Source organism: Maribellus sp. CM-23 (genome assembly GCF_021354595.1).
GTDB lineage: Bacteria > Bacteroidota > Bacteroidia > Bacteroidales > Prolixibacteraceae > Draconibacterium.
The window spans coordinates 143,954-157,165 of sequence record NZ_JADWYJ010000005.1; the positions used below are offsets into that span (position 1 = coordinate 143,954).

The 13,212-nt window shown below is 31.5% G+C and carries 9 protein-coding genes; 6 read left to right on the plus strand and 3 right to left on the minus strand.

The window, feature by feature from the left end:
* Both xseB and xseA read right to left on the minus strand, forming a co-directional pair.
* The gene (gene xseB, locus INQ51_RS17025; protein ID WP_233379153.1) at positions 1 to 195 is read right to left on the minus strand and encodes an exodeoxyribonuclease VII small subunit; all 195 of its coding nucleotides are present in this window, start codon (positions 193 to 195) and stop codon (positions 1 to 3) included.
* Positions 156 to 1,631 carry an exodeoxyribonuclease VII large subunit gene (gene xseA, locus INQ51_RS17030; protein ID WP_233379154.1) on the minus strand — a complete coding sequence of 492 codons (1,476 nt, stop codon included), beginning with the start codon at positions 1,629 to 1,631 and terminating at the stop codon, positions 156 to 158. The genes xseB and xseA overlap by 40 nt, the downstream gene beginning before the upstream one ends.
* Positions 1,632 to 1,768: 137 nt before the next feature.
* Between xseA and INQ51_RS17035 the strand changes: the two genes are divergently transcribed.
* Complete coding sequence (locus tag INQ51_RS17035; RefSeq protein WP_233379155.1) at positions 1,769 to 2,563, plus strand: hypothetical protein; 795 nt, start codon at positions 1,769 to 1,771, stop codon at positions 2,561 to 2,563.
* Positions 2,564 to 2,704: 141 nt separating this feature from the next.
* Here the strand turns inward: INQ51_RS17035 and INQ51_RS17040 are convergent, their stop codons facing one another.
* Positions 2,705 to 3,295 carry a tyrosine-type recombinase/integrase gene (locus INQ51_RS17040; protein ID WP_233379156.1) on the minus strand — a complete coding sequence of 197 codons (591 nt, stop codon included), beginning with the start codon at positions 3,293 to 3,295 and terminating at the stop codon, positions 2,705 to 2,707.
* A 215-nt stretch (positions 3,296 to 3,510) separates the two neighbouring features.
* Here INQ51_RS17040 and INQ51_RS17045 point away from each other — a divergent pair, with 215 nt between their 5' ends.
* The 5 genes from INQ51_RS17045 (at position 3,511) to INQ51_RS17065 (ending at position 13,161) form a co-directional block, all read left to right on the plus strand.
* Positions 3,511 to 6,303, plus strand: coding sequence for a DEAD/DEAH box helicase family protein (locus INQ51_RS17045; RefSeq protein ID WP_233379157.1), 2,793 nt, complete (start codon positions 3,511 to 3,513; stop codon positions 6,301 to 6,303).
* Positions 6,303 to 8,192, plus strand: a complete 1,890-nt coding sequence (locus INQ51_RS17050) for a DNA methyltransferase (RefSeq protein ID WP_262909951.1) — start codon at positions 6,303 to 6,305, stop codon at positions 8,190 to 8,192. The genes INQ51_RS17045 and INQ51_RS17050 overlap by 1 nt, the downstream gene beginning before the upstream one ends.
* Positions 8,193 to 9,551, plus strand: coding sequence for a DNA methyltransferase (locus INQ51_RS17055; RefSeq protein ID WP_233379159.1), 1,359 nt, complete (start codon positions 8,193 to 8,195; stop codon positions 9,549 to 9,551). It begins immediately after the preceding gene.
* Between the two features lie 231 nt (positions 9,552 to 9,782).
* Positions 9,783 to 10,412 (plus strand): T9SS type A sorting domain-containing protein, encoded by a 630-nt coding sequence (locus tag INQ51_RS17060; RefSeq protein ID WP_233379160.1) that lies wholly within the window; start codon positions 9,783 to 9,785, stop codon positions 10,410 to 10,412.
* 19 nt (positions 10,413 to 10,431) lie between these two features.
* Complete coding sequence (locus INQ51_RS17065; RefSeq protein ID WP_233379161.1) at positions 10,432 to 13,161, plus strand: FISUMP domain-containing protein; 2,730 nt, start codon at positions 10,432 to 10,434, stop codon at positions 13,159 to 13,161.
* Positions 13,162 to 13,212 lie beyond the last annotated feature (51 nt).

Consider the following 13,212-nt stretch of genomic DNA (forward strand, 5'->3'; position numbering starts at 1 on the left):
TTACAGTCCTAATTTTTCTACAATCTCTTTAATTTTCCCTTCAGTAGTTCGTAGTTTTTGAGAACAAAATGTTGCAAGTTTTGCAGCTCTTTCGACCTTTTCTGCAAGTTTATCAATTGATATTGTATCCGTTTTTAAATCGGCTAGGATTTGATCTAGTTCTTTAGCAGCTTGTTCATAATCGAGGTTTTCCATTTTGGTTTATCTTTTAGGTATGACACAATAATTATCCTTTTAAATAATTCAATTTCTAATTCAGTATTTTTATCTAACTCTTGGGTTTTAAGTAATTTGCCATCAATCTTAGGAATAGCATAACCTTTTAATAAAATATTATCAGGGTGATATACTCCAATAATGTCATTAACGTGAGAAGTGTATTTCAATTTTTCTTCAATTTTCTTCAATGAATATGATACAATTAATTCCATAATCTGATTAAATTCAGACAATGCATTTTTAATTTTCCCTTCCGAATTTATTTGAATCAATTCTAGTGTATGATTAAGTTTCTTATTCAACGTTATGATATATGCCGATGGATTTGATTTTAACACTTCCTCACCAACTCTGATAATATTCTGTTCAGCATTTAATTTCTGACGTGCTTCAGAAATAATCCTGTTCATGTTTGAGTGTAAATCTCCCCTTCTTATTTGAGTGATTGAGATTGATTTTGAGGTTAACGTTTGTATATTTAGTTTCAAATGACTTTTCTTTTCTTCTAAGATTTTGTTTTTATACTCAATAATATAACTGTAAGCACTTATAACCTTAACTTCATAATTATGTGCTTTTTCAACAATATAACTCCCAAGCGCAGACGGAGTTTTATGATGTACATTGGCAACCAAATCAGCAACACTAATATCAGTCTCGTGACCTATGCCTGTAAAAACAGGAATTGGGTGAAGTGCTATCTCCCTGCAAATAGAATATGAATTAAAAACATCCAAGTCAAGCTTAGACCCACCGCCTCTGATTAGTGCAATAATTTGAAATGAACTGGTTGTTAATTGTTTCAATTGATCAACAATTTCAAATTCTGCTTTCTCACCTTGCACTAAACATGGGTATATTTGATAGTCAAAATGATAACCGTAAGAATTGTTCTCAAGTTGTTTTTTAAGGTCTGTTATGCCAGCAGTTTCAGGAGATCCAATTATTGCAATTTTTTGAATCACAATTGGAACTTTGATTTCTTTGTTCTTATTTAAAAGTTCCTCTTTCTTTAACCTATCAATTGTTTCTTGTTTTTTCTTTTCCAATGCTCCAAGACTGAAGTTGATGTCAACATCTTTTACAATGATATTTAAACCGTATTGCTCCGTAAATTGAATCTCTACCAAAAAAAGAACTTCATTCCCTTTTTTAATAATGTTATTGAAATCTCCCCCAAGAGAATTCCTGATGTTTGTTAAAGTACTTTTCCAAATTGCACCTTTACATTGTGCTATACTTCTTCCATTTTCAGTTTCGGCTAATTCTAAATAACAATGACCGCTTGAGTGAAAATTAATATTTGCCAATTCAACTTTTAACCAAAATTCCTTCCCTTTGATTCGTACCTCAAGATAATTTCTTATACCTTTTAGTATTGTATAAAGTGTATATACTTTTTTATCGGTCATTTGGAGTGGTACAAACTCTAATTCAAGAGATTATTAGTAACCATAAAAATAGTGGATTGAATTGAAATATAACTATTTGCTTTAGAATAATTGATAATAGTTGAAACCCATTATGATTAAAATGGTAATTTTCGATTATGAAAATGGAATATATTAAGTTTGGAAGATGTATTTGGTGTCTAAAGCAAAAACCTGACGTTACATTTTTCAACAAACCTCATACAATCTCGAAGAAATTGGGATCTAATGTAATAGGATTTGATATATGTGATTCTTGCAATACTTATTTTGGGAGTGTTGAGAAATCAAGTCCATATCAGATGTCAGTTGAGACAGCGTTCAAGGAGATTCTGAATGTTTCAAAATATATTATTCAAACAATATCAAAAAAGCCGGATAAAAACAAACCAATACTTAGGTCTATGTATTTTGAATATTATAGATCAAAAGGGTTGCTACGTATTAAAAATAGATTTAAGCTTCAGAGATATTTCATTAAGAATTTTACAAGACAGTTTAAAAGAGGAATTTACGAGATATTCCTTCAAGAGTTTCATAGACAAATTGGAGAAGGACATTTAGATAAATTTGATCGAGTTCGAAATTTTACAAGATTTGATATTGGTGATATCCCATTATATTACGCTGATAATAATGGAGTGTATTTATTGCCGGATGACATTGACCAACCACTTGTACCATTTACTCCCCAAAGCAAGTCGGAAATAAATGATTATGGCTTTTATCAAATGTGGTTGTACGGTCATCTTTTTTATATAGAAGTAACCCCAAAAGCGGAATTTTCAAGACAGATTTACCTAAGAAACGAAGAAAGGAAGATTGTTGGCTCAGGTTTCATATACAATGGGATTAATGAATTAAATTTTATAACTGATTTAGATTTTACCCTAAGTAAGTTGACAGGGTCTTAAAACCATACTTTCACTTCCTTTTAAATCAAGATTAATTTTGAAGTGCTGCTATCTTAAAAGCTTCACCGATAATATATTTCGGGAGTTGTAAATGAGTTCATTTAATAGTGTGATTAAAAAGGAAGCAGGAATAATGGGAAGCTATAAGCGTAAGCTATCGTAAACACTCATGATTTCACGTTCTTTAATGCCGAGATAGACCTTGGTGACTTGGATCGAGGAGTGTTGAAATAAATTATTAAGCAAAACTATACTTTCGTTACTATAATTATTCAGTTTCAGGACCCTGTTCCCAAGTGTTTTTCTAAACATGTGCGTTGAAACATTACCTTCAACTTTAATATTATATTTTTTGAAGATTTTCTTCAAGTTGACATTAACCCAACTTCTATCGATTGGCTTTGTACCATATCTATTAAGAAAGATATATTGATTGGTGTCTGTAATTTCCATTTTAACTTTGATCCTTCCAATCAAATCTAATAGATCCGGATTGATTTTAATCTTCCGGTCTTTTTTTGTTTTCTTCTCGACAACATTTAAATAATCAGCGTCATCAAATTGGCACCACTTTAATTGGAGAAGATCGGATATTCGAAGCCCCGTAAAAGTTCCTATTGTGATAAGCAAACAATATTTATAGTTTTTATCTCTCTCAAGTTTAAAAATTAAGGACTTAAAATCATCCCAATCCATACTTGAAGTAGTCGTTCGTTGACCCGGTAATGACATAATATAAAGTTTATAGATTTATAAATAAAACTACCGCAAAACCTTATACTTTGCTGCATTTCTAGTGCTAAGTAAAAGCTAAATCTGTGTATAATTCAGGTTTGATTTGTAAATGACTGAGGACCAAAGATGTTCAAAAAATGGTTGCTTATACTTCTATGATTAAGTATAAGATTTGCTATTTTTGAATATTTCAAAACCAGTCAATAGTAACCATGGATTTCAATATTTTTTATTCCAATGAATGGATTCAGATTGAGACAAAACTTGAGCAAGAACCAGATAGCAAAACAAAAGGTGATTTATTTGAATACTTTGCATATTTCTATTTGAAGTATTTTAAACACCTGTATGATATTAACGAAATTTATTGTCCGGTCGTTGATGGTCGTCCTTTCCCCAGCAAGATTATTGAGAAGCTAAATTTGGAAGTTAAAGATTCCGGAGTTGATGGCGTTTATATCACTAATAAAGGTGAATTCATTGCATGGCAAGCAAAATTTAGGGGTAAGAGAGTTCCTTTGACAGCACGAGAGCTCTCAACGTTTTGGGCTGAAGCGGAATATGCGGATTACAGGTTAATAATTTCAAATACTCGTAAATTACCAACAGTAGCTGGAAAGAAGTCAGGTCATTTAACAATTCTTGTTGATCACTTTGAACGACTTGAGTCTGAGTTTTTCGACACACTTGCAAGATATTTCTTACAAGAAGAACAAGATATTTTAATAAAACGAAAACAACCCCGTGATTATCAAGATAAAATTTTAGAAGACATCAGAGAAGGTTTTGCAAATTACAATAAGGGTAAAGTAATTGCGGCTTGTGGTATTGGTAAAACTTTAATCTCACTATGGGCAACAGAAGAACAAAATGCACGAAAAGTAATTTTTTTTGCACCAAGCTTACAATTGATACGTCAGACTCTTGAAGAATGGTCTAAAGAGACCATTAGAAACTTTAAATATTTATGCATTTGTAGTGATCAAAGCGTTGATACATCAGTTGACCAAAATAATATTTCACTTGATGAGATAGATATTCCCGTCACAACAAATTCAGAAGACATTCTCCGATTTTTAAAATCAAATAATTCAGACAGACCGGTTTACATGTTCTGTACATATCAATCAGCAGAAGTTATTGCAGATGCTGTAAAAAAACATGGAGAATGGTATTTTGATTTAGCAATATTTGATGAAGCTCACAGAACGGCAGGATTTGGAGTTAATTCACAGTTCAGTTTGGCACTTAAAGATGAGAATATACCAGCTATAAAGAAGCTTTTTTTAACTGCAACAGAAAGATTGGTCAGACCATCATTTGCTAATTCTGCTATTGAAAAAGGAATAATTGTCTATTCAATGAATGATGAACAAATTTATGGGAAAGTATTTCATCGATTAACGTTTGGTGAGGCTATAGAAAAAAGAATAATATCAGATTATCGAATTGTATTATCAGGAATCAGTTCTTCAGAGTATGAAAGAATAATAAAGGATAATTTATACTTGGCGAATGAAACATCCCAAGAAGAAAAAATAGAAGCTGCTCAGAACATTTATAAAAGATTTATTTTGAGAAAAGCTCTCTTTGAAGTTGGTATTTTCAAAGTTATTTCTTTTCATTCAAAGATTAGTGATTCAAAGTTATTTGCTAGAAAATTGGCTGAAGAGAATATTGCTGAACCAAACGTGAATGTTTATATAAACCATATTAATGGTAGTATGAGTGCTCAAGATAGAGCGATGATAATAAAAGATTTTGAGGATGCTGATATTGGCGTGATTTCAAACGTAAGGTGTCTTACCGAGGGCGTAGATATTCCGTTAATCGATGGTGTATTTTTCTCTGATCCTAAAGGGTCAATGATAGATATTGTTCAAGCAGTTGGTCGAGCTTTAAGACAGAAATATGGAGAACAGTATAAAACTGCTTATATAATAATTCCCATTTTATTAGATGATTCTTCAGATGAAATTATTTCAGGAGAGGGATTTGAAGCATTATATAATCTTATTCAAGCATTAAGGGATCAGGATTACGGCTTGGCGGAATGGATTGATACTATTAATGCAGCAGCTGTTAGAGGAAGGATAAAAAATGAGAAAAAATTGGGGAAGATTGAACTTTATATGCCAAAACATATTGACTACGAAAAATTTCAGGATTCATTGATGTTGAAAATTGCAGATGTAAATAGAGACCCAACAGGAACAACTGGAATCGGAAGCAAACTAGGAAAAAAGGAACGTAAAGGAAGTATTGTTCGTGTTTTTAAAACAATAATTGATTATAGATATGATACTTGCCAAAAAAGTTTGGTAGATCCAACCCTCTTATTAATGGATTCAGGGAAAAGTTATAATCCAAGCGAAATAAAAATAAATAACAATAATATCTCTCATTGCCGGCGATTAGGACTTATTAAAAAGTTAGATGCTTCATATCAATTAACAGTAATTGGGCAACTGCTAAAATTAGGTAAGATTAGTTTTGATACGATTTTTAAAAACCAAATGCTGTTATTTCGTGAAGAGACCTCTGGTAAAATAATTTATCCTTATAGAACGGCAATGAATTTTCTCAAAGAGCTAAAGTCAATTAATTACATACAATTCTTGTATGGACTTTATTCTATCCAATTTGATAACGACAATCGTCCAAATTTAAATGAGGCTGTTCAAAATGCAGAAAAAATTCAAGCGAAATATCCAAATATTCATTTAACAAGTGAATCAAATAAAGCAAAGGTATTATCAGAACTTAATGAATTGTGTGATAGAGATTTTTCTTTCAATAATGTGTGGACTGATAGAACGACAGCAGGTAATCAGTTCCGGTATTTAATCAGACACCTAGAGCTTTTTGATGATTTGTTCGCTTTAAGAGATAAAAATATTACTATATTGCCCGGCTCTGAAAAGAAAATAGAAGCATTGTTGGCAAATACTTCATCATTCTTAAATACACGGGATTACGGTAATAAAATTTGGATAGAAAGTTAATGAGTTTCAATTATTATAACAGAGACATAAGATCTCAAGGTCATACTCCAATATATAAAATGCATAAATACTTTGCGAGAAGACCTCACAATATTTTTCGAGAGCTATTAGAGCAATATTCAAAAGAGGGAGATATTATTTTTGATCCATTTGGTGGCGGGGGAGTTTCGTTAGTAGAGGGATTAAGTATAGATCGTAGGATAATAATATCTGATATTAATCCAATTGCCGCTTTTATTCAGTTCAACCAAGTATCTCAAGTTGAAAAGGAACGATTTAAGGAAATTGTCAGAAAAGTTGAAAAATTAGCAAAAAAAGAATTTGGAGAATATTTTAAAAGTGAATGTGAAAATTGTCATAACCCTGATGGTCATGTCAGGTGGTTTGAACATGCGTATATAGTAAAATGTCCTGTTTGTTTTGAAGAAACACTATTAGAGAATACTTTAAAGGTAAAAGGGAAAAATAATAAACCCAAAAATGGTTTCTATACTTGTCAAAAGTGCAAGAATGAATTTAAAGCAGCAGAAACACCAAGAATAGGAAGTAAAATACTTTCAGTTAGGGTGAAATGTGATTCGTGTGGAACTCAGCAAAACAAAAAACCTAATACTATTGATTTTGAAAAATTTAATCATTTTGAGAAAAACTTTGAAAAATTAATTGATGACTTTAATTTAGAAATCCCATTTGATGTAATACCTGCTGCATGGGACCGACAACAAGAAGATTGTTTACATCGAAAAGGTTTTAAAAGATTTGTCGATTTATTCACTAAAAGGAATCTGATTGTAAGTGCATTTTTATATAAAGCTGTTGATTCCTTGCGGGATGAATTAACTTATAACGAATATCAATATCTACTTTTTTTGATTAGTTCACTTATTCGTTATACTAATAATATGAGTTTTTCAACATCGACTTGGATGGATGGTAGGCCAGTAGCATGGGCTAAACATGCATATTGGACGCCGAATCAATTTATCGAAACAAATCCATTTGAATATTTAAAAAATAGAATAAAAGCATTTGACTCTGCAATTAGCGATAGAAAAAAAAGGTTCAAAGCAAAAAAAACACATTCCTTTTCCTTTAATGACGTAATTTATAATACTGCTGATTATTCAGTTATTGCAGAAGATTCAGGAGCCATACAGATACCAGCCAATTCAATTGATATGGTACTTACAGATCCACCCTATGGGAGTAATGTTCAATATGGTGAACTATGTGAATTTTGGAATATCTGGCTAAAAAATCGTTCTCCTTTTGCAAACATTGAAAATTCATTAGCAAATGAAGCGGTAGTACATAGAAAAACAAAAGACTCCAATTATTCAAAGGATTTTGAAGATTATTATAAACTGCTTCACAAAGTTTTTTTAAACTGCCATAGAGTATTGAAAAATGAAGGAGTACTCGTTTACACTTTTAATAACAAAAATATTCGTGCTTGGTATGCTGTAATTAAAGCCACAATTGATTCTGGATTCTACATTGAACCAGAAGGAATATTCTTTCAAGAAGGAATTGAGGCATATAGAGATACTGCCCATCTAAGATATGATGGTACACCACAGGGAGATTTTATTTATACGTTTAAAAAAGTAAATAAAAAAATTGATTTTAATCATGTAGGAGATTCTTTTGAAGATTGCTTAGAGAATACTTTAGAAGGTTTATCAAGATCAAAAAGACAATTATCATTTAATGAATTTTATATAAATCTCTTTTCATATTCCGTTCCTTGGCTAATCAGGCAGGTCTCTAATAACAAAGATTATAAACACATAGAAACGTTATTTTCAACAAGAAGCATCGAACATTTTTTGAACGAAAACAAGAGATTAGAAAAAAATGAAATTGGTTGGAAAATAAAAAAGTTATAGATGAGCGAGAACTATACTTGGACTAGGTTAAGTGATGTTTATTCGATTCCGGAGTTAACTTTAAATATAGAGAAGCTTGAAAAAGAATTTATAAATTATGATGAAACTTCTTTATTCTCTCAATTAGTAAATACATCACAATCAAACAAATTACCATATCATAGTTGGATGAGATATAGAGAAGCTTATTCCGGTGATTTGGTAAAAGAACTTTTAAAGAGATTCCCAATAGATTTGAAAGATTTTGTAATTGATCCAATGTGTGGTTCTGGTTCGACTATGGTTGCATGTAATGATTTAGGAATCAAATCAATTGGATTAGATGTGAATCCATACGCAATCTTATCTTCTAAAATTAAATGTGCTTCTTTTGATCACAATCAATTAAAAAAAGTTAATGTAATCAAGGGTGAAATTATACATGATGCGAAATCGATAACAATCACTCCCAATGAATTTGACACAGATATTGAAAAATACTTCAACCAAAGCAATTTTAGACAAGTAGTTGCACTAAAGCAAGTAGTAAATAATATTGAAGACCTTTGGTTAAAGGATTTCTTTCTTTTTGCACTTTTATCAATTTTAGAAAATTGTTCTAATCGAAAAAAAGATGGTAATGGTCTTGCAACAAGAGAAACAAAAGTGACTGACTGCTTTGCTCAGTTTGGAAATCAAATCAATAAAATGATTTCAGATATTACTAGTTATCCATATCCCAATGGTGATTTGTCTAAATCATTATTAGAAAGTGCAAAAGATCTAAATCATAAAAGATTATTCTCAAACTCGACAAAAAATGAGGTGGGTTCAATAATTTTTTCTCCACCATATGCTAATTCATTCGACTATTTTGAATCGTATAAAATGGAATTAATATTTGGAGAATGGTCAAGGGCTAACGAAATACACAATAATAGAAAAACATTAATCAGAAATTATAGATTGGGGTATGGCAAAGATCTTAATTCTAATTTTCCAATCGTTCAGCTACTTCGTGAAGAAATATGGAAAAAAATACCACTAAAAGAATCAAAAACAGGTAAAAGAGATGGTAGAACTAGGTTAGTTCCTAATATGCTTAGTGCATATTTTGAGGATATGGCAGTAGTCATAGAGAATTGTATGAACCTATTAAAAGCAAAAGGGTATCTGCATATTGTTGTGGATCAAAGTTCATATCTCGGTGTCCCTATACCTACTGATATCATTTTTGCCGAAATCGCACAAGAATTGGGATATAACAATATTCAAATAATTAAATGTCGAAAAGCAAATACATCTGGACAACAATTAAAACAATTTCCATATTTAAAGCAACTTCTAAGGGAATCTATTGTATCTGTTCAAAAAATCTAATTCATTCAAATTTCCCATTAGATTCGGGATCAAAGAAGCATCATGTAAATAACTCCTTCTACTAATTGAATGAAGTATAAGTTGTATAATAGCTATTGTCTCACTACTTGATTGTAACGAATTCCAATTTTTCTTGGAACGATGATTATTTAAATAGTTTCTAAATTACATTGGCTCGTTATTTATTGTTAATCAATTCGTTATTTTAATGCCACCAAAATACGACACACGATGAAACAACTAATCTTACTTAGCTTGATACTCTTTTCTATTAATGTCGGTGCTCAAACAGTTATCACACTCAATTTTAATCAGCCACCTGAGTTTGGATTCATGATAGGTTTAACTGACACCACCATTGTACACGGTGACTCAATTATGCTAGGCCAAGACTTAACAATCTATGGTGGATCCGGAGAATATTCTTTTTTCTGGACTCCCGGATCATCTTTAAGTGATTCAACAATTATGAATCCACATGCCAATCCAGAGGACACAACAACTTATGAGTTAACCGTGGTTGATAATTATGGATGCAGCTTTTCTGTTAATTACACAGTCAACGTTAGAGCGTTTCCTGTTTCTGTTGATTTTGGGATAAAAGAATCCAACTCAATATTTGTGAAGTTATTTCCGAATCCCAACGATGGTAAGTTCAAAGTTGAGCTGAGTGGTAATCCACAAGATGAAATAAACCTAATTATCATAGACAATATGGGTAGGATTATCCATAAGAAAGTCTTAAAGAATTTTACTGGGAATCAAATCGAGACAATGGAGATGACCTTACCTAGTGGGATGTATATGCTTTTGATCAAAACTGATAGTGATAAACTTCAAAGACAATTTATTATAAACTAAGCTCTCAAAATCTAAATTTATGAAGGCCAATTTAAAAACAGTATCAACAATCATATTTTTTCTAATAGCCTTTGCATCTTCAGGTCAAACTGTATATACTAAAAATGATACAATTCAACTTGAACAAGATTCGGTAGTATTAAAAGTTAACAATCATAGAGGACAAATACAATGGCAGTATTCACGGGGGGCTTATGATTGGGAAAATATAGAAGGAGCGACAAACGATTCCTTATTTATAGGAAAGATTGATAGTTCTGGCTTCTATCGTGCAAAAATTATTGACAATAATTGTAATCCTATTCTTTCGGATTCAACATATATTCTACGAAAACTATCAAATGAAGAAGAATTTCAAATGATAGCCAATGCCGACGGTATTAATAATGACGTTATATTTTTTGCTCCAGATAGTACAACTACCCAAATCTCAATTATAGATACAACAGGTACAAATGATATTGTAGAGATTCAAACGACTTTGAATTTGGATAGCATTAAAATAGGTTCACTTTTAGTGGATACTACTGGCATGGGTAAAATAATATATGTTACTGACTATGTTAAAGAAAAAAGTGGTGGAGATCTAATAAAGAAAATGATTGAAGGATTTCAGGTCGGAATTGATTTCTTAATTACCGATGATACTCTTTCCTATTCTTCTCCGACTAACAGAACAAAGAACTGGTGGGATAATCAATTAAAACTTAACAATTCGGGAAAGGTAAAAAAAATGGGTTTCAATTCTTACTTACAAGGAATGGAAGAAACCGTTGAAAAAGAATATCTTCAACTTGATTTTTCAAATACTGATTTATGGAATATTGAGGATGATAATGGTCATCTTAATATCAGGATTGAAGAAGGATATTTAAAATACAATCCTTCAATAGATTTCTATGCGATATACAAACCAGCAGTTGTAGCAACAGCTGCAATAAGTCCCTATCTCCTTGATCTTTTGGGTGACTATCTATTAAAAGGTACTTTAGATAAATTGAAAGTAATAACTTATAATGATTTTGATCTTCGCTTAAAACTTAATATTGACGCGAATTTAACTCAAAATATTAATCCTGAACCAGTAAAGATCGCACAATATTGGTATGCTATTCCAGCTGGGCCAATACTTGTTTCTGTTAAGACAGAATTGGTTGCGAGGTTAGTTTTAGAATCCTCTGGAGATATTAATATACAACCAGACTATGAATTAAAAAAGAATTTAGTATTAGGGATTAATGTAAATAAGCAAAATGAAGAATTTGAAAAAGAATTTATTCATGATCATTATGCGGATAAATCTTCCAGTATTTCTTATACAGGTAATTTTAATTTCAGCGAACGTCTTGAAATTGTTCCAAGTGTAGAAGTTTATATAATGGGATTAGTTGGTCTGAATGGAGAATTAATACCCTATCAAGAATTTAATTTTAATGCATCAATCAGCAATGAACACCCATTAATTTTTGATACGTCTCTTGATATAGGTGTAGATGGTCATGCAAGTTTTGACATTTCTGCATTTCACTTTGATAAGGGAACATCAGAGTTATTTCGTGGAGAATGGGAAATCTCTAAAAGGAAGAACTTATATCATGCCCCGGCCAAGCTGAGTTATTATAGTGGCAATAATCAAACTGGACTTGCAAATACAACTTTATTAAATTCTTTAAAAACCAGAGTTTACGACAGTAATAATAACACAATTAATAATTTCCCTGTTTTTTATGACGTAATTTCTGGTGGTGGAAGTATTGACTTAAACGTACCAAAAACAAATTCTTCTGGTATTGCAAGTGCAAACTGGACACTTGGGAATAGTGGTACTCAAAAAGTAATAGCCAGATTGACAAAAGCAGATGTTACACAAAAGGTAGCAGAAATAAATTTCAACGCAAATATTGATTATTCTTCATCACCAGTAGTTTCAACATCAGAAGCCTCTGAAATCTCTGAAACATCAGCAACTTTAAATGGAAATGTTTCTTCAGATGGTGGAAGCCCAATCACTCAGCGAGGATTTTATTGGAGTAGAACAAATCAAAATCCTGATTCGGGAGATAATGTTGTAATTGTTAGTGGAACAACTGGCATTTATTCAAAAATGATATCTGGATTAGAATCCGGTATTACCTATTATTTTAAAGCATTTGCAATTAATAGTAAGGGAATATCACTAGGAACAACCGTTGAATTCAATACGAATGAAGCAACGTCAGGAACATTTACAGATCCAAGGGATAATCATGTCTATAAATGGGTAAAAATAGGTGATCAAATTTGGTTTGCAGAAAATTTACAATACGGAAGCACTAGTGGGTCATATCCACAAGCCTATATCTATGGTGATCCTTCTATACATGGGTATTTATATACTGATAGAACAAAATATTGTCCAAGCGGATGGCATACTCCATCGGATTTAGAGTGGCAACAACTGGAAAAAGATTTAGGAATGAGTGAAACTGAGGTCATCCTAGAAGGTTATAGAGGTGAAGGGATCGGTGATAAATTGAAGGACAGTACATCTTTTAATGCCACATTAAGTGGATATAGAGTACATAATTCTACCAGTGGCTATTACTTAGGATTAAACGATGTAGGGAGATATTGGACAACTACGAGTGCTGGAATTAATGGAAATAGCGAATATTGGATACGTGAAATAAATGTGAATAACTCAATGATAAATAGAACGCATACAACCTATTGGAGAGGATACTGTATAAGATGTGTTAAAAACAAGTAACTAAAAGAACACTTGCATTTTTCAGTTCTAAAATTTTTTAATCGAAATAAT

Bases quoted from the DNA above. Each gene is read 5' to 3' on its own strand.
- xseB (WP_233379153.1), bottom strand. From the start codon at position 195: ATGGAAAACCTCGATTATGAACAAGCTGCTAAAGAACTAGATCAAATC.
- xseA (WP_233379154.1), bottom strand. From the start codon at position 1,631: ATGACCGATAAAAAAGTATATACACTTTATACAATACTAAAAGGTATA.
- INQ51_RS17035 (WP_233379155.1), top strand. From the start codon at position 1,769: ATGAAAATGGAATATATTAAGTTTGGAAGATGTATTTGGTGTCTAAAG.
- INQ51_RS17040 (WP_233379156.1), bottom strand. From the start codon at position 3,295: ATGTCATTACCGGGTCAACGAACGACTACTTCAAGTATGGATTGGGAT.
- INQ51_RS17045 (WP_233379157.1), top strand. From the start codon at position 3,511: ATGGATTTCAATATTTTTTATTCCAATGAATGGATTCAGATTGAGACA.
- INQ51_RS17050 (WP_262909951.1), top strand. From the start codon at position 6,303: ATGAGTTTCAATTATTATAACAGAGACATAAGATCTCAAGGTCATACT.
- INQ51_RS17055 (WP_233379159.1), top strand. From the start codon at position 8,193: ATGAGCGAGAACTATACTTGGACTAGGTTAAGTGATGTTTATTCGATT.
- INQ51_RS17060 (WP_233379160.1), top strand. From the start codon at position 9,783: ATGAAACAACTAATCTTACTTAGCTTGATACTCTTTTCTATTAATGTC.
- INQ51_RS17065 (WP_233379161.1), top strand. From the start codon at position 10,432: ATGAAGGCCAATTTAAAAACAGTATCAACAATCATATTTTTTCTAATA.